At 65.9% G+C, this 16,605-nt stretch carries 13 protein-coding genes; 8 read left to right on the forward strand and 5 right to left on the reverse strand.

The genetic code is table 11. From position 1 onward, the window contains the following. Nucleotides 1-33: 33 nt before the first annotated feature. On the reverse strand, nucleotides 34-789 hold the full coding sequence (locus tag HNP46_RS17545) for a M15 family metallopeptidase (protein WP_184591265.1): 756 nt from the start codon (nucleotides 787-789) through the stop codon (nucleotides 34-36). Nucleotides 790-795: 6 nt separating this feature from the next. Beyond that, entirely contained in the window at nucleotides 796-2,175 is a 1,380-nt protein-coding gene (xseA, locus tag HNP46_RS17550) for an exodeoxyribonuclease VII large subunit (protein ID WP_184591267.1), read from the reverse strand. A 148-nt stretch (nucleotides 2,176-2,323) separates the two neighbouring features. Between xseA and guaB the strand changes: the two genes are divergently transcribed. The 4 genes from guaB to tadA all read left to right on the forward strand — a co-directional run bounded on the left by guaB (nucleotide 2,324) and on the right by tadA (nucleotide 7,636). Then, nucleotides 2,324-3,793 carry an IMP dehydrogenase gene (gene guaB, locus HNP46_RS17555; protein WP_184591270.1) on the forward strand — a complete coding sequence of 490 codons (1,470 nt, stop codon included), beginning with the start codon at nucleotides 2,324-2,326 and terminating at the stop codon, nucleotides 3,791-3,793. A gap of 119 nt (nucleotides 3,794-3,912) precedes the next feature. Further along, entirely contained in the window at nucleotides 3,913-5,490 is a 1,578-nt protein-coding gene (gene guaA, locus HNP46_RS17560; protein ID WP_184591273.1) for a glutamine-hydrolyzing GMP synthase, read from the forward strand. 236 nt (nucleotides 5,491-5,726) lie between these two features. Then, nucleotides 5,727-7,130 carry a multicopper oxidase family protein gene (locus HNP46_RS17565; RefSeq protein ID WP_184591275.1) on the forward strand — a complete coding sequence of 468 codons (1,404 nt, stop codon included), beginning with the start codon at nucleotides 5,727-5,729 and terminating at the stop codon, nucleotides 7,128-7,130. After that, the gene (gene tadA / locus HNP46_RS17570) at nucleotides 7,118-7,636 is read left to right on the forward strand and encodes a tRNA adenosine(34) deaminase TadA (RefSeq protein ID WP_221455013.1); all 519 of its coding nucleotides are present in this window, start codon (nucleotides 7,118-7,120) and stop codon (nucleotides 7,634-7,636) included. The genes HNP46_RS17565 and tadA overlap by 13 nt, the downstream gene beginning before the upstream one ends. A 573-nt stretch (nucleotides 7,637-8,209) precedes the next feature. On the opposite strand, the gene mltF is transcribed toward tadA, so the two are convergent. Beyond that, on the reverse strand, nucleotides 8,210-9,685 hold the full coding sequence (gene mltF, locus HNP46_RS17575) for a membrane-bound lytic murein transglycosylase MltF (protein WP_184591277.1): 1,476 nt from the start codon (nucleotides 9,683-9,685) through the stop codon (nucleotides 8,210-8,212). A 290-nt stretch (nucleotides 9,686-9,975) separates the two neighbouring features. Between mltF and purL the strand changes: the two genes are divergently transcribed. The 3 genes from purL to HNP46_RS17590 all read left to right on the forward strand — a co-directional run bounded on the left by purL (nucleotide 9,976) and on the right by HNP46_RS17590 (nucleotide 14,714). Beyond that, a complete protein-coding gene (purL, locus tag HNP46_RS17580; RefSeq protein ID WP_184591280.1) occupies nucleotides 9,976-13,872 on the forward strand; it encodes a phosphoribosylformylglycinamidine synthase in 3,897 nt (1,298 codons plus the stop codon). 80 nt (nucleotides 13,873-13,952) lie between these two features. Further along, nucleotides 13,953-14,213, forward strand: coding sequence for a CDGSH iron-sulfur domain-containing protein (locus tag HNP46_RS17585; protein WP_260403190.1), 261 nt, complete (start codon nucleotides 13,953-13,955; stop codon nucleotides 14,211-14,213). Nucleotides 14,214-14,396: 183 nt separating this feature from the next. Further along, entirely contained in the window at nucleotides 14,397-14,714 is a 318-nt protein-coding gene (locus HNP46_RS17590) for a YqfO family protein (RefSeq protein ID WP_184591282.1), read from the forward strand. Between the two features lie 49 nt (nucleotides 14,715-14,763). Here the strand turns inward: HNP46_RS17590 and HNP46_RS17595 are convergent, their stop codons facing one another. Together HNP46_RS17595 and HNP46_RS17600 are read right to left on the reverse strand one after the other, a co-directional pair. Further along, entirely contained in the window at nucleotides 14,764-15,264 is a 501-nt protein-coding gene (locus HNP46_RS17595; RefSeq protein WP_184591284.1) for a L,D-transpeptidase family protein, read from the reverse strand. Nucleotides 15,265-15,317: 53 nt separating this feature from the next. Next, nucleotides 15,318-15,869 carry an NUDIX hydrolase gene (locus HNP46_RS17600; protein WP_184591286.1) on the reverse strand — a complete coding sequence of 184 codons (552 nt, stop codon included), beginning with the start codon at nucleotides 15,867-15,869 and terminating at the stop codon, nucleotides 15,318-15,320. Nucleotides 15,870-15,999: 130 nt separating this feature from the next. On the opposite strand from HNP46_RS17600, the gene HNP46_RS17605 reads away from it, so the two are divergent. After that, a complete protein-coding gene (locus HNP46_RS17605) occupies nucleotides 16,000-16,605 on the forward strand; it encodes a CoA pyrophosphatase (RefSeq protein WP_184591338.1) in 606 nt (201 codons plus the stop codon).

Below are 16,605 nucleotides of genomic sequence, written 5' to 3' on the forward strand. Positions count from 1 at the left end.
TCGCTGCGCTCCACGCCATCCTACAAAGCCTGTCTAGCGACGCAGGCCTTCAAGCTGCTGCCGCCACAGCTGTTCCAGGGCCAGCACCTGCGTCGGGCCATAGATGGCGTGGGGCTTGCCCAGGTGCGCGGCCCACAGCTGGTCGCCGTAGTCGTAGTGCCACCACTCGCTGGAGAGGTTGCTGAAACCGGCCGCCAGCATGGCGTTGAACAGCATCCGCCGGTTGTCGCGCACTCGCCGCTGGGCCTCGTCGGGCTGGGCGATCTGTTCGTAATGGCGGGTGTAGGAGCGCGGCGTCGCTTCGTCGAACAGGCTGCCCATGTCCAGCCAGCGGCCTTCGCTGTCGCACAGGGTCAGGTCGATGGCGCCGCCGGTGAGGTGCGGGCTGGGCGCTTCGGCACGGGTGCTGGGCGGGGCGACGAACTCGCGGGTGCGCCGGGTCAGCTCGCGCGGATCGGCGTCCGGCTCGTGCTGGCGGAGGATGTCGTAGAGCGTGTCGTACAGGTGCTGCTGCACCGCGAACGGCCGCCAGGCGTCGAGGATCACCAGGCGGATGCCGTCGGGCAGCAGGCTGGCAGCGTGCAGCAGGCGCTCGAACACCTCCGTGCGTGCATAGCATTCGGGCTGCGCGTTCGGCACGCCCAGGCGGTGATACGCCGGCCACACTGCGAAACCGGTGGCGATGCTCAGCGCCTGCAGCGGCTGATGGCACTCGACGATGGGCACGCGGAAGGCTTCGGCCCAGTCCGGATCGGGTTGCGCGAGGATCGGTGCGAGCAGGTCGGTCATCGGCAGTCAGTCCAGCAGGGACAGGGTGACGGGCGCCTGGTGGTTGTCCTCCACCCGCACTTCCAGTTCGCCTTCGCCAAGCCTGGCCTTGAGGCGCTGGCCGTTCTGCGTCTGCGTGGCGCTGCGGATGGCATTGCCCTTGTCGTCCAGCAGGATGGCGTAGCCACGGCCGAGGGTCGCCAGCGGGCTGACGATGTGCAGCGTCTGCATCAGGCCGTCCAGGCGCTGGCGCTGTTCGCGCAGGATCGCTTTGGTGGCGCGTGGCAGGCGGGCGCTGAGGTTGTCCAGGCGCTGGCGCAGCAGGGCCAGGTTGCGGCCGGGGTGCTGCGCGGCGAGGCGGGTGTCCAGGCGCGCCACGCGCTCCTGGCGGATCTGCAGCTGGCGCTCGAAGGCGCGGCGCAGGCGCATGTCCAGGTCGTCCAGGCGCTGGGATTGCTGGCGCAGGCGCTCGCCGGGGTGGCGCAGGCGCCGGGCAGTACCTTCCAGGCGCAGGCGCTCGCGGGTCAGGCGGTCCTGGATGCGCAGGATCAGCCGCCGGCGCAGGCTGTCCAGGCGCTGCTGCAGGTCGCCGCTGTGGGGCGCCAGCAGTTCGGCGGCGGCCGAGGGCGTGGGCGCGCGTACGTCGGCGACGAAGTCGCTGATGGATACGTCGGTCTCATGGCCCACGGCGCTGACGATGGGCGTCACGCAGGCGGCGATGGCGCGGGCCACCGGCTCCTCGTTGAAGCACCAGAGGTCTTCCAGCGAACCGCCGCCACGGGCCAGGATCAGCGCGTCGAAGCCCTGGGCGTCGGCCAGCTTCAGCGCGCGGACGATCTGCCCGATGGCCTCGCGGCCCTGCACGGCGGTGGGGATCAGGGTCAGCTCGACCTGCGGTGCGCGGCGGCGGAACACGCTGATGATGTCGCGGATCACCGCGCCGGTGGGTGAGCTGACGATGCCGATGCGCCGCGGATGGGCGGGCAGCTCGCGCTTGCGCTCGGCGGCGAACAGGCCTTCGGCGGCGAGCTTTTCCTTCAGCGCCTCGAAGGCCAGGCGCAGCGCGCCGTCACCGGCGGGTTCGACGGCATCGGCGATCAACTGGTAGTCACCACGCCCCTCGAACAGCGAAACCTTGCCGCGCACCTTGACCGCCAGGCCATCGCGCAGCGCCTGGCGCACGCGCAGGGCGTTCTGCCGGAAAAGCGCACAGCGCACCTGGGCGTTGCTGTCCTTGAGGGTGAAATACATATGGCCCGATGCCGGGCGGGCGAGGTTGGAGATCTCGCCCTCGACCCAGACCTGCGGGAACACGTCCTCCAGCAGGTGGCGGGCGCGCTGGTTGAGCTGGCTGACGGTCAGAACCTCGCGGTCGAGGCCCAGCCGTTGGAAGGGATCATTCTGCATGGCGAAGGATGATAAGCGGCCCCGTGGACAGGGGCCAGCGCGCAAGGCGCAGAAAGGCCTTATTCAGATCGTCAGGTTGCGTTGAGCCGCGCCCCCTGACTGAGATATAATGCCGCGCTTCCATTTTTCCCGATCGGGAGCCCCCGCCATGCTGCGCATCAGCCAAGAAGCCCTCACTTTCGACGACGTCCTCCTGATTCCGGGTTATTCGGAAGTTCTACCCAAGGACGTGAGCCTGAAGACCCGCCTGACCCGAGGCATCGAGCTGAACATCCCGCTGGTGTCCGCCGCGATGGATACCGTGACCGAAGCCCGCCTGGCGATCGCCATGGCACAGGAAGGCGGCATCGGCATCATCCACAAGAACATGAGCATCGAGCAGCAGGCCGCCGAAGTCCGCAAGGTCAAGAAGCACGAGACCGCCATCGTTCGCGACCCGGTCACCGTGACCCCGTCGACCAAGATCATCGAGCTGCTGCAGATCGCCCGCGAGTATGGCTTCTCCGGTTTCCCGGTGGTGGAAGAGGGTGAGCTGGTCGGTATCGTCACCGGCCGCGACCTGCGCGTGAAGCCGAACGTCGGCGACAGCGTGGCCGCGATCATGACGCCCAAGGACAAGCTGATCACCGCCCGCGAGAACACCCCGCTGGAAGAGATCAAGGCGGCGCTCTACGAGAACCGCATCGAGAAGATGCTGATCGTCGACGAGAACTTCTACCTCACCGGCCTGGTGACCTTCCGTGACATCGAGAAGGCCAAGACCTACCCGCTGGCTTCCAAGGACGACGAAGGCCGCCTGCGCGTCGGCGCAGCCGTCGGCACCGGCGCCGACACCGGTGAGCGTGTTTCCGCCCTGGTTGCCGCTGGCGTTGACGTTGTCGTCGTCGACACCGCCCACGGTCACTCCAAAGGCGTGATCGACCGCGTGCGCTGGGTGAAGGAAACCTTCCCGCAGGTCCAGGTCATCGGCGGCAACATCGCCACTGGCGAAGCCGCCAAGGCACTGGCTGACGCCGGCGCCGACGCCGTGAAAGTCGGCATCGGCCCGGGCTCCATCTGCACCACCCGTATCGTCGCTGGCGTCGGCGTGCCGCAGATTTCCGCCATCGCCAACGTCGCCGCTGCCCTGGAAGGCACCGGCGTTCCGCTGATCGCCGACGGCGGCATCCGCTTCTCCGGCGACCTGGCCAAGGCCATGGTGGCTGGCGCCTACTGCGTGATGATGGGTTCGATGTTCGCCGGTACCGAAGAGGCTCCGGGCGAGATCGAGCTGTTCCAGGGCCGCTCCTACAAGTCCTACCGTGGCATGGGCTCGCTGGGCGCCATGGCCGGCTCCACCGGTTCCTCCGACCGCTACTTCCAGGACGCCTCCGCTGGCGCCGAGAAGCTGGTACCCGAAGGCATCGAAGGCCGCGTGCCCTACAAGGGCCAGCTGACCGCCATCGTCCACCAGCTGATGGGTGGCCTGCGCGCCGCCATGGGCTATACCGGCAGCGCCGATATCCAGGACATGCGCACCAAGCCGCAGTTCGTGCGCATCACCGGCGCCGGCATGGCCGAGTCCCACGTCCACGATGTACAGATCACCAAGGAAGCCCCGAACTATCGGGTGGGCTGACGCCCACTGCTCCAGGCTGCAGGCGGCAGGCTACAGGCGACCGAGCCGTAGTCGCCGCGCGGCCACTTTCAACCTGCAGCCTGCGGCCTGAAGCCTGCAGCTGCCTCGCAGAGGCCCCCATGTCCCAAGACATTCACGCTCACCGGATCCTGATCCTCGACTTCGGCTCCCAGTACACCCAGCTGATCGCCCGCCGCGTCCGCGAGATCGGCGTGTACTGCGAAATCCATCCGTTCGACATGAGCGACGAAGACGTTCGCGCCTTCGCCCCGCGCGGCATCATCCTGGCCGGCGGCCCGGAGTCGGTGCACGAAGCCAACAGCCCGCGCGCACCGCAGGCGGTGTTCGACCTCAAGGTGCCGCTGTTCGGCATCTGCTACGGCATGCAGACCATGGCCGAGCAGATGGGCGGCAAGGTACTGGGCTCTGACCTGCGCGAGTTCGGCTATGCCCGCGTCGACGTGGTCGCCAAGGCCCGCCTGCTGGACGGCATCGAGGACTACGTGGGTGCTGACGGCGTATTCGGCCTCGACGTGTGGATGAGCCACGGTGACAAGGTCACCGAGATCCCGGAAGGCTTCCACATCCTCGCCAGCACCCCGAGCTGCCCGATCGCCGCCATGGCCGACGATGCCCGCGGCTACTACGGCGTGCAGTTCCACCCGGAAGTGACCCACACCAAGCAGGGCGGTCGCATCCTCTCCCGCTTCGTGCTGGACATCTGCGGCTGCGAAGCCCTGTGGACCCCGTCCAACATCGTCAACGACGCCATCGCCACCGTGCGCGCCCAGGTGGGCTCGTCCAAGGTGCTGCTGGGCCTGTCCGGCGGAGTTGACTCCTCGGTGGTCGCAGCCCTGCTGCACAAGGCCATCGGCGACCAGCTGACCTGCGTCTTCGTCGACAACGGCCTGTTGCGCCTGCACGAGGGTGACCAGGTAATGGCCATGTTCGCCGAGAACATGGGCGTCAAGGTCATCCGCGCCAACGCCGAAGAGAAGTTCCTCAGCCGTCTGGCCGGCGTCAGCGACCCGGAGCAGAAGCGCAAGATCATCGGCGGCAGCTTCATCGAAGTCTTCGATGAGGAAGCCACCAAGCTGCAGGACGTGAAGTTCCTCGCCCAGGGCACCATCTACCCCGACGTGATCGAGTCGGCCGGCGCCAAGACCGGCAAGGCCCACGTGATCAAGTCGCACCACAACGTCGGCGGCCTGCCCGAAGACATGCAGTTCGAACTGGTCGAGCCGCTGCGCGAGCTGTTCAAGGACGAAGTGCGCAAGATCGGCCTGGAACTGGGCCTGCCCTACGACATGGTCTACCGCCACCCGTTCCCGGGCCCGGGCCTGGGCGTGCGCATCCTCGGCGAAGTGAAGAAGGAATACGCCGACCTGCTGCGTCGCGCGGACCACATCTTCATCGAAGAGCTGCGCAACTTCGACTGGTACCACAAGACCAGCCAGGCCTTCGTGGTGTTCCAGCCGGTGAAATCCGTCGGTGTGGTCGGCGATGGCCGTCGCTACGCCTGGGTCGTGGCCCTGCGCGCGGTGGAAACCATCGACTTCATGACCGCTCGCTGGGCGCACCTGCCCTACGAACTGCTGGAGAAGGTCTCGAACCGCATCATCAACGAGATCGAAGGCATCTCCCGCGTCACCTACGACGTGTCGAGCAAGCCGCCAGCAACCATCGAGTGGGAATGATCGGAAACGTTTAACGTTTCCTTAACGAGGAGCGCGGCAAGCTCGCCGCGTTCCTTGCAGGCGAGGGCGGAGATAGCCGTCCTTGACCTGGCGCATGAGAGGCGTTCGCGCCTTCATGCACAGTTCTCCTGTTTACCGTGCAGCCGGCCGCAAGAGCCTGGCGCCGGGCGCGAAACGCGCCCACCTCCGTGAAAGCCGATGGGGTCGCAAGTCCCTTGTTCTAGGAGTCTGGACCCATGTCGTTTACCCGTAGACAAGTACTCGGTGGCCTCGCTGGCCTGGCCGTCGTCGGCCTGGGCGCCGGTGGCGCGCGCATCTGGCTGGCACGCCCGCAGGTGGCCGCCGAGCACGATTACGAACTGATTGCCGCGCCGCTGGACCTGGAGCTGGTGCCCGGCCACAAGACCCCCGGCCTGGGCTATGGCGGCCAGGCTCCCGGCGTGGAAATCCGCGCGCGCCAGGGCGACTGGCTGCGTGTGCGCTTTACCAACAAGCTGGACGAGCCGACCACCATCCACTGGCACGGCATCCGCCTGCCCATCGAGATGGATGGCGTGCCCTACATCTCGCAGCCGCCGATCCAGCCGGGTGAGAGCTTCATCTACCAGTTCAAGACGCCGGACGCCGGCAGCTACTGGTACCACCCGCACCTGATGAGCAGCGAGCAGCTGGGCCGTGGCCTGGTCGGGCCGCTGATCATCGACGAGCGCGAGCCGACCGAATTCACCAGCGAGAAGATCCTCAACCTGAAGACCTGGCACGTGGACGAGGAGGGCAATTTCACGCCCTTCAGCATTCCCCGCGAAGCCGCGCGCGAAGGTACCCGTGGGCGCCTCTCGACGGTCAACGGAGTACCGACGCCGGTGATCGAGTTGCCGGCTGGCGAGATCGTCCGCGTACGTATCCTCAACCTCGACAGTACCGTGACCTACCGCCTCAACCTGCCCGGCGCCGACGCGAAGATCTATGCGTTGGATGGTCATCCGGTGGAGCCGCGCGATTTCGGCAAGGGGCCGAAGGACCAGTACTGGATCGGCCCGGGCATGCGCCTGGAGCTGGGACTGCGTGGACCGGCGGAAGGCACCGAGCTGTCGCTGCGTAACGGCCCGGTCCGCGTGGCGACTATCCGTGGCGTGGCCAACCCGAACGCGCCCACGGCGAAATGGCCGGCACCGCTGCCGCACAACCCGGTGGCAGAGCCGGACCTGAAGAACGCCGAGACCATCAACTTCAAGTTCGAGTGGGTCGGCGCCAGTTCCGACTATGCCAAGGAGCAGGCCCAGCCGTCGCTGTGGCAGATCAACGGTGTGGCCTGGCAGGGCGGCGAGGAGCACAAGCACAACGCGCCGCCGCTGGCCAAGCTCAAGGAAGGCAACAGCTACATCTTCGTGCTGCGCAACATGACCCAGTACCAGCACCCGATCCACCTGCACGGCATGGCCTTCAAGGTGCTGGATTCGGATCGCCGCGAGATCATCCCGTACTTCACCGACACCTACCTGCTGGGCAAGAATGAGACGGCACGCGTGGCGCTGGTGGCGGATAACCCCGGCCTGTGGATGTTCCACTGCCACGTGATCGATCACATGGAGACGGGGCTGATGGGAACCATCGCGGTGGGCGAGGCATGGTGCGGCTGACCAACAGCAAGGGGCACCCGACGGTGAAGGGGCTGGTGCCGGTCATCGACCGCAGCCAGGACATCCCCTTCATGCGCGAGGCCATGGCGCTGGCCGAACAGGGCGCGGCCCTGGGCGAAGTGCCGGTGGGCGCCGTGCTGGTGCTCGGCGGTCAGGTCATTGGCCGCGGCTTCAACCGGCCGATCACCTCCCACGACCCCAGCGCCCACGCGGAAATGATCGCCATCCGCGAGGCCGCCGCCGCGGCGCAGAACTACCGCCTGCCTGGCAGCACGCTCTACGTCACCCTCGAACCCTGCAGCATGTGCGCCGGCCTGCTGGTGCACTCGCGCATCCAGCGCGTGGTGTTCGGCGCCAGCGAGCCGAAGTCAGGCGTGGTGGTCAGCCGGGGCAATTTCTTCGAACAGGATTTCCTCAACCACCGGGTGCTGGTGGAGGGCGGGGTGCTGGGGGAGGAGTGCAGCGCGATGTTGTCGGCGTTCTTCAAGGCGCGGCGCAAGGGCTGAGCATATCTCCTTTGAGATATTGGGCGTCTTGTCGGGTGTTTTTGCGCCGCTTCGGCGTACGCGTGAACATTGTGTTTCGCCCCCTCGGGCGACCTACTTTGGCAAACGCCCCAAAGTAGGCAAAGGTCTTGCCCCGGACATCCGGTTTTTCGCCTAGGCGAAAAATTCCCTCGTTGAAGCGCAGTTCCAGGGGCACGCGCTGACGGGCCATCCCTGGCCCGACAGCGCTCTCGCGACATCCATGTCGCTCAACCCCTGAAACTCCGCTTCAACGAGGCCTCCTGAACGGGGCCATTCGGCGTGCGCGGACATTTCCCTGGAAGTCTTTAAAAGCCCAAGCCAAAGCCAGGGGCGGGCGAGGCATTGGCTCTTCGTAGGAGCGAGCTTGCTCGCGAACCGCACGGCACGGTATTTCCCTGTAGGAGCGGACCTTGTCTGCGAAATCCATCACCAACAAACCCGAGCCACAGTGAGGTACGTGCTATGCGCAGGCGCGGCCGGTGGGGATTCGCGATGGAGGGGAGGCGCCGGGGAACGGTGGCTACGCACGAGGCGCTCTGAAGGAGGACTGCCTCAGAGCTTCTGATCCCGCCCATCCTCATCATCGGGCTTGGTCTTGTTCACGCCCGGCAGGTGCAGGCCGCTCTCGGCGAGCTGGCCGCCTTCCATCTGCGGCTGGGTCACCCAGGTGAGGATGTCGTAGTAGCGGCGTACGTTCTGCACGAAGTGCACCGTTTCGCCGCCACGCGCATAGCCGTAGCGGGTCTTGCGGTAGTACTGCTTCTGCGCCAGGCGCGGCAGCATCTTCTTCACGTCCAGCCACTTGTTCGGGTTCAGGCCTTCGGCTTCGGCCATCTTGCGTGCGTCGTCCAGGTGGGCGCCGCCGATGTTGTAGGCGGCCAGGGCGAACCAGCTGCGGTCCGGGTCCTTGATGCTGTCGGGCAGCTCGTCCTTGATCTGGGTGTAGTACTTGCTGCCGCCCTGGATGCTCTGCTTGGGGTCCAGGCGGTTGGCCACGCCCATGGCCTGGGCGGTGCGGTTGGTCAGCATCATCAGGCCGCGCACGCCGGTCTTGGAGGTCGCGTCGGGCTGCCACATGGATTCCTGGTAGCCGATGGCGGCCAGCAGGCGCCAGTCGGCCTCCAGCTTGGTACCGCTCTGACGGAAATGCTGTTCGTACTTGGGCAGACGCTGCTGCAGGTGCTGGGCGAAGGTGTAGGCACCGACGTAACCCAGGACGTCCACGTGGCCGTAGTAACGGTCCTTCAGACGTTGTAGCAGGCCGTCCTGCCTGGCCTTGTCGAGGAAGGCGTTGACCTTCTCCAGCAGGCTGTTGTCTTCACCCGACGGCAGCGCCCAGGCCAGGCCGCGGGCGTCGCCGAGGTCGAAGGCAACGCGCACGTTGGGGAAGTACACCTGGTTCATCGCCAGTTCGTTGGAGTCGACCAGGGTCAGGTCGGTCTCGCCGACATCCACCATGCGCAGCAGGTCGACCATCTCGTCGGCGTCGGACTCGCGGTATTCCAGCTTGGGGAACTGCTTCTTCAGCTCGGCCAGCTGCGCGGCGTGGCTGCTGCCTTTGAGGACGACGATGCGCTTGCCGACCAGGTCTTCCGGGCGGGTAGGGCGCTGGGCGCCGTTGCGGTAGACGACCTGGGGGGTGACGTCGAGGTAGGAGTGCGAGTAGCGCACCTGGTTATCGCGCTCGCCGCCAGGGGTCAGGCCGGCAGCTGCCAGGTTCGGCCCGCCGTCGCGGCCGATGCGGTCGTAGAGGTCGTCGATGTTGTCGGCGGTCTCGATCTGCAGCTGCACGCCCAGGCTGTCGGCGAAACGCTTGGCCAGTTCGTACTCGAAACCGGTGTCGCCGTTGCGGTCCTGGAAGTAGGTGGCCGGACTGTTGCGGGTGATCACGCGCAGCACGCCGTCCTTCTGCACGCGCTCGAGGGCCGTCGGGGCTTTCGCCTCGCTACAGCCGGAAAGCAGCAGAAAGATACAGGTCGCCAAGATCCAGGCGGTGCAGCGCACACGGGACACAGTCAGGGCAAGCATCGGGGCAGTATACGCAAAGGCCGCTCGGCGCCATATCTCGACAGCCTGCTGCTTCTCTGCTAGCTGATGCGCCGTTCGTCGGCAATTCTGTCAGCAAGTACCGGCCCGCGGGGCTTTTTCCTACGCCGCCCGAAGGTCTTCGAAGATGAAAGGTATTTTCCGCGGGAGCAGCGGTAAGGAAGGCGCTTGAAAGCTGCCGCCGCGCAACGCTTTACGGTAGAATGCACGGCCTCTGTGGGCCGGCCCGTCCGGCCCCACACACTTCCCCGTCTCCAGAGGCTGTTCCGACAATGCTGATCCTGCGCGGTGCTCCCGCCCTTTCCGCTTTCCGCCACGGCAAACTGCTCGACCTGCTGACCCAGCATGTGCCCGCCGTCACCGGGCTGTATGCCGAGTTCGCGCACTTCGCCGAGATCACCGGAGCCCTCAACGCCGAGGAAGAACAAGTCCTGGCGCGCCTGCTGAAATACGGTCCGAGCGTCCCCGTGCAGGAGCCCGCCGGTCGCCTGTTCCTGGTGCTGCCGCGCTTCGGCACCATCTCGCCCTGGTCGAGCAAGGCCTCTGATATTGCCCGCAACTGCGGCCTGGCGAAGATCGAGCGTATCGAGCGCGGCATCGCCTACTACGTCACCGGCGAGCTGAGCGAGGCCGACGCGCAAGCCGTCGCTGCCCGCCTGCACGACCGCATGACCCAGCTGGTGCTGAACGAGCTGGAAGAAGCTTCGGCCCTGTTCAGCCACGCCCAGCCCAAGCCGCTGACCGTGGTCGACATCCTCGCCGGCGGTCGCGCCGCGCTGGAGAAGGCCAACCTCGAGCTGGGCCTGGCCCTGGCCGAAGACGAGATCGACTACCTGGTGAAGAGCTTCGTCGAGCTGGGCCGCAACCCGCACGACGTCGAGCTGATGATGTTCGCCCAGGCCAACTCCGAACACTGCCGCCACAAGATCTTCAACGCCAGTTGGGATATCGACGGCCAGGCTCAGGACAAGAGCCTGTTCGGCATGATCAAGAACACCTATGAAATGCACCGCGAAGGCGTGCTGTCCGCGTACAAGGACAACGCCGCCGTGATGAAGGGCTACGTCGCCGGCCGCTTCTACCCCAACGCCGAGACCCGCGAGTACGCCGCCAGCGAAGAGCCGGTGCACATCCTGATGAAGGTGGAGACCCACAACCACCCGACCGCCATCGCTCCGTTCCCCGGCGCCTCCACCGGCTCCGGCGGCGAGATTCGCGACGAAGGCGCCACCGGTCGTGGCGCCAAGCCCAAGGCCGGCCTGGTCGGCTTCACCGTCTCCAACCTGAACATCCCCGGTTTCGAGCAGCCCTGGGAAGTGCCCTACGGCAAGCCCGAGCGCATCGTCACGCCGCTGGACATCATGATCGAAGGCCCGCTGGGCGGCGCCGCGTTCAACAACGAATTCGGCCGTCCGAACCTGGCCGGCTACTTCCGTACCTTCGAGCAGGCCATCGCCACCCCGCGCGGCGAGGAAGTCCGTGGCTACCACAAGCCGATCATGATCGCCGGCGGCCTGGGCAACATCCGCGAAGACCACGTGCAGAAGGGCGAGATCTCGGTCGGCGCCAAGCTGATCGTGCTCGGCGGCCCGGCCATGCTGATCGGCCTAGGCGGCGGCGCCGCTTCCTCCATGGCCACCGGCGCTTCCGCCGCTGACCTGGACTTCGCCTCGGTGCAGCGCGAGAACCCGGAAATGGAACGCCGCTGCCAGGAGGTCATCGACCGCTGCTGGCAGATGGGCGAGAACAACCCGATCAAGTTCATCCACGACGTGGGCGCGGGCGGCATCTCCAACGCCCTGCCGGAACTGATCAACGATGGCGGCCGTGGTGGCCGCTTCGAACTGCGCAACGTGCCCAACGACGAGCCGGGCATGAGCCCGCTGGAAATCTGGTGCAACGAATCGCAGGAACGCTACGTGATGTCGGTGGACGCCGCCGACTTCGAGACCTTCAAGGCCATCTGCGAGCGCGAGCGCTGCCCGTTCGCCGTGGTCGGCGAAGCCACCGAAGAGATGCAGCTGACCGTCGCCGACAGCCACTTCGGCAACAAGCCGGTGGACATGCCGCTCGAAGTGCTGCTGGGCAAGCCGCCGCGCATGCACCGTTCGGTCACCCGCGAAGCCGAGCTGGGCGATGATTTCGCCGCCGCTGGCCTGGACCTGGCCGAATCCACCGAGCGCGTACTGCGCCACCCGGCCGTGGCCAGCAAGAACTTCCTGATCACCATCGGCGACCGCACCATCACCGGCCTGGTGGCCCGCGACCAGCTGGTCGGCCCGTGGCAGGTACCGGTGGCCGATTGCGCGGTCACCGCCACCAGCTTCGACGTCTATACCGGTGAAGCCATGGCCATGGGCGAGCGCACCCCGCTGGCCCTGATCGACGCCCCGGCCTCCGGCCGCATGGCGATCGGCGAGACCATCACCAACCTGGCCGCCGCCAGTATCGACAAGATCTCCGAGATCAAGCTCTCCGCCAACTGGATGGCCGCCGCCGGCCACCCGGGCGAGGACGCGCGCCTGTACGACACCGTCAAGGCCGTCGGCATGGAGCTGTGCCCGGCGCTGGGCATCACCATCCCGGTGGGCAAGGACTCCATGTCCATGAAGACCCGCTGGCAGGATGGCGACGCCGAGAAGAGCGTGACCTCGCCGATGTCGCTGATCATCTCCGGCTTCGCCCCGGTCAACGACGTACGCAAGACCCTGACTCCGCAACTGCGCCTGGACAAGGGCGAGACCGACCTGATCGTCATCGACCTGGGCCGTGGCAAGAACCGCATGGGCGCGTCCATCCTCGCCCAGGTCAACGGCCAGATCGGCCGCGCCGCCCCGGACGTCGACGACGCCGAAGACCTGAAAGCCTTCTTCGCCGTGATCCAGGGCCTGAACGCCGACGACCACCTGCTGGCCTACCACGACCGTTCCGACGGCGGCCTGATGGCCACCGTGGTGGAAATGGCCTTTGCCGGTCATTGCGGCCTCGACCTGAACCTCGACGCACTGGCCGACAGCCGTGACGAGCTGACCGCCGCCCTGTTCAACGAAGAGCTCGGCGCCGTCATTCAGGTCCGTAGCGCGGCTACCCCGGAAGTGCTGGCGCAGTTCAGCGCCGCCGGCCTGGAAGACTGCGTCGCGGTCATCGGCCAGCCGGCCAATGGGGGCGACATCGAGCTGTCCTTCAACGGCGAGCGCGTCTACAGCGCCCAGCGTCGCAACCTGCAGCGCATCTGGAGCGAGACCAGCTACCGCATCCAGCGCCTGCGCGACAACGCCGACTGCGCCGACCAGGAATTCGACGGCCTGCTGGAAGAAAACAACCCCGGCCTGTCGGTGAAACTGAGCTTCGACGTCAACGACAACGTCGCCGCGCCTTACATCAAGAAAGGCGTACGTCCGCAGATCGCCATCCTGCGCGAGCAGGGTGTCAACGGTCAGGTGGAAATGGCCGCGGCCTTCGACCGCGCCGGCTTCGCGGCGGTCGACGTGCACATGAGCGACATCCTCTCCGGTCGCATCAGCCTGGAGCAGTTCAAGGGCCTGGTGGCCTGCGGCGGCTTCTCCTACGGCGACGTACTGGGCGCCGGCGAAGGCTGGGCCAAGTCGATCCTGTTCAACGCCCGTGCCCGCGATGGCTTCCAGGCCTTCTTCGAGCGCAAGGACAGCTTCGCCCTGGGCGTGTGCAACGGTTGCCAGATGATGTCCAACCTGCACGAGCTGATCCCCGGCACCGAGTTCTGGCCGCACTTCGTACGCAACCGCTCCGAGCAGTTCGAAGCGCGCGTGGCGATGGTCCAGGTGCAGGAGTCGCAGTCGATCTTCCTGCAGGGCATGGCCGGTTCGCGCCTGCCGATCGCCATCGCCCACGGCGAAGGCCATGCGGAGTTCGAGAGCGAGGAAGCGCTGCTGGAAGCCGACCTGTCCGGCACCGTGGCGCTGCGTTTCGTCGACAACCTGGGCAAGGTCACCGAGAGCTACCCGGCCAACCCGAACGGTTCGCCGCGTGGCATCACCGGCCTGACCAGCCGCGACGGCCGCGTCACCATCATGATGCCGCACCCCGAGCGGGTGTTCCGCGCCGTGCAGAACTCCTGGCGTCCGGATGAGTGGGAAGAGGACGGCGGCTGGATGCGCATGTTCCGCAATGCCCGCATCTGGGTCGGCTGAGTCGGGTCCGATGCTTCACGAGAAAGGGGAAAGCTTCGGCTTTCCCCTTTTTCTTTGTCCGGCCTGCGTGGGAGAGCACCTTGGCTGACGGCGAAATGCTTCCCGAGGTCCGGGCAGTCGAACCGGGCCAGTTTCTGCGCCTTTGCCGTTGCGGGCGCTGCGCCAGCCTGCCGGACGCAGCAGCAGAGTGCGCGGAGGTGCTCGAACTGACCGTCGGTCGCGAGCGCCATCTGCTGCTCTGTCGCTGCGGCTTGTCGGCGAAGCTGCCGTTCTGCGATGGCTCCCATGCGCCCGCGGCGCCGGGACTGAAGGAACGCTGGCGACGTTTCACCGGCGGCTGAGCTCGAAGTCGGTCACAGATTTCAGACAAACTGCGTGGCTGGCGAACAAGGGTTGAACCGGGCGGTCGAAGTTGCACGATGACCTGTCGGTCATATGAGGCAAAGTGCCACTATTTGTGGCAGCATTTGTCAGCCGTGGCGCTCTTTGTCACGGCCGTGTCCCTGTTTCGATCGGAGTCTCCGATGTACAAACTGTGTTTCTACGTTCCGGAAAGCCACCTGGAACCGGTCAAGAAAGCGCTGTTCGCCGCCGGTGCAGGACGCATCGGGGCCTACGACAGCTGTAGCTGGCAGGCCCTCGGACAGGGACAGTTCCGCCCTCTGCAGGGCAGCAACCCCTATATCGGCCAGGCCGGCAGCGTCGAGCATGTCGCCGAGTGGAAGGTCGAGATGGTGGTGGCCGATGAGCTGATCCACGATTCGGTGAAGGCCCTCAAGCAGGCCCATCCCTACGAGACGCCGGCCTATGAGGTCTGGCGGCTGTCGGACATGGTGTTCTGAGCCGACATGAAAAAGGCGCCCGCAGGCGCCTTTTTTCTTGCCGCTCCGCTTACGGGCGGATCTCGATCAGCGTGCCGTCCTTGACCAGGCTCCAGACCTCGCGCATGTCGGCGTTGGTCATGGCGATGCAGCCATTGGTCCAGTCCAGGGTGTTGAAGTACCACTCGGGGTACTCCTCATCCAGCGGGGTGCCGTGGATCATGATCATGCCGCCGGGCGGCAGGCTCTTCTCGCGCGCCTTGGCCACATCGCGGGCATTGGGGTAGGAGATGTGCATGGAGAGGTTGTACTTGTCGCTGGTCTTGCGCCAGTCGACCCAATAGAAACCTTCCGGCGTGCGGTTGTCGCCTTCGGCCAGTTTCGGGCCCTGCGGGCGCTTGCCCAGGGACACACGGTAGCTCTTGAGCACCTTGCCGTTGCTGATGAGGTTCAGTTTGCGCTCGGACTTGAGCACGAGAATCTTGTCGATACGACCGTCGAGCGTGGGCAGCGCGTTGGCTTGCGAGAACGCTGCGAAGGTCAGACAAAGTACGGCAATCAACCAGCGCATCGAGTGGTGTTCCCCGGTAGTTCCTAAAGCCTTAGAGGCGGTAAAAGAGTCTATTAGTTCTTTTTCTGTACAAGCATTGGGAGAATTCCCTCGTTGCGTATCGGGAAAATCTGAAGGCTTCGATCCGCAAGGAAATATTCTAAGGTACGGCCCACAGTGGGGAAAGCCAGCTCCCCCCACGGAATGTCGGATTCTTCGAAGAGTCGGACCTCCAGGCTCTCGTCGCCGGCAAAGAAGTCCAGGTCGGCCAGTTCGGCGCGGAAGAAGATATAAACCTGGCTGATATGCGGCAGATCAAAGACCGTATAAAGCTGCAGGCCGTGGACGCGGGCATTGGCCTCTTCGAGGGTCTCGCGGGCAGCGGCCTGTTCCAGGGTTTCGCCGTTCTCCATGAAGCCCGCCGGCAGCGTCCAGAAGCCCTGGCGCGGCTGGATCGCGCGGCGACACAAGAGGATACGGCCGTCCCACACCGGCAGGCAGCCGGCGACGATCCGCGGGTTCTGGTAATGCACGGTCTGGCACTGGTCGCAGATGTAGCGCGGGCGATTGTCGCCGCTGGGGATGCGCAGGCTCACGCTGGCGCCGCACTGGCTGCAGAAATTCATGCCGCTTCCTTGTTATTGAATGGGGCAATCTTGCGCGCTGCGCGGGGCGTGCAGCAAGGGGCGGGGGTTGGGCAGGGGCGTCTTTCGTGCCATGATCCTTCAATTAAAAGAATCGGCCATTTCCCGCAGGATGTTCGGCATGCTGGACCAGCTGCGCCACCGCATACAGGCGCACACGCCAAGCGATCTCGAAACGGACCACAGCTTCCCCGAAGCGGCGGTCCTGCTCCCCATCACTCCCCAGGAAGAGCTCGTGCTCACCCTGCGTGCGACCGGTCTGTCGACCCACAGCGGCGAAGTCGCCTTCCCGGGTGGGCGGCGTGACCCGGAGGACGCGGACCTGATCCACACCGCCCTGCGCGAAGCCCAGGAGGAGATCGCCCTGCCGCCGGGGCTGGTGGAGGTGGTCGGCCCGTTGAGCACCCTGGTGTCGCGCCACGGCATCCTGGTCAAGCCGTTCGTCGGTTTCGTTCCGGATTTCGTCGAGTACCGGCCCAATGACGGCGAGATCGACGCCGTGTTCAAGGTGCCGCTGGAGTTCTTCCGCGGCGACCCGCGGGAAACCACCCACCGCATCGATTATTTCGGCCGCAGCTGGTACGTCCCGAGCTACCTGTTCGAGGGCTACAAGATCTGGGGCCTGTCCGCGATCATGCTGGTCGAGCTGCTGAACCTGCTGTACGACGCTCGCATCGACCTGCACCAGCCGCCGTCGAAGTTCATCAAGCTGAGCTGA

This window comes from Pseudomonas nitroreducens (assembly GCF_014204515.1).
GTDB lineage: Bacteria > Pseudomonadota > Gammaproteobacteria > Pseudomonadales > Pseudomonadaceae > Pseudomonas > Pseudomonas nitritireducens_A.

Excerpts from the sequence above, each read along its gene's own strand:
- mltF (WP_184591277.1), bottom strand. The coding sequence starts at position 9,685 with ATGCTTGCCCTGACTGTGTCCCGTGTGCGCTGCACCGCCTGGATCTTG.
- HNP46_RS17545 (WP_184591265.1), bottom strand. The coding sequence starts at position 789 with ATGACCGACCTGCTCGCACCGATCCTCGCGCAACCCGATCCGGACTGG.
- tadA (WP_221455013.1), top strand. The coding sequence starts at position 7,118 with ATGGTGCGGCTGACCAACAGCAAGGGGCACCCGACGGTGAAGGGGCTG.
- HNP46_RS17605 (WP_184591338.1), top strand. The coding sequence starts at position 16,000 with ATGTTCGGCATGCTGGACCAGCTGCGCCACCGCATACAGGCGCACACG.
- purL (WP_184591280.1), top strand. The coding sequence starts at position 9,976 with ATGCTGATCCTGCGCGGTGCTCCCGCCCTTTCCGCTTTCCGCCACGGC.
- HNP46_RS17595 (WP_184591284.1), bottom strand. The coding sequence starts at position 15,264 with ATGCGCTGGTTGATTGCCGTACTTTGTCTGACCTTCGCAGCGTTCTCG.
- HNP46_RS17600 (WP_184591286.1), bottom strand. The coding sequence starts at position 15,869 with ATGAATTTCTGCAGCCAGTGCGGCGCCAGCGTGAGCCTGCGCATCCCC.
- HNP46_RS17565 (WP_184591275.1), top strand. The coding sequence starts at position 5,727 with ATGTCGTTTACCCGTAGACAAGTACTCGGTGGCCTCGCTGGCCTGGCC.
- xseA (WP_184591267.1), bottom strand. The coding sequence starts at position 2,175 with ATGCAGAATGATCCCTTCCAACGGCTGGGCCTCGACCGCGAGGTTCTG.
- guaB (WP_184591270.1), top strand. The coding sequence starts at position 2,324 with ATGCTGCGCATCAGCCAAGAAGCCCTCACTTTCGACGACGTCCTCCTG.
- guaA (WP_184591273.1), top strand. The coding sequence starts at position 3,913 with ATGTCCCAAGACATTCACGCTCACCGGATCCTGATCCTCGACTTCGGC.
- HNP46_RS17590 (WP_184591282.1), top strand. The coding sequence starts at position 14,397 with ATGTACAAACTGTGTTTCTACGTTCCGGAAAGCCACCTGGAACCGGTC.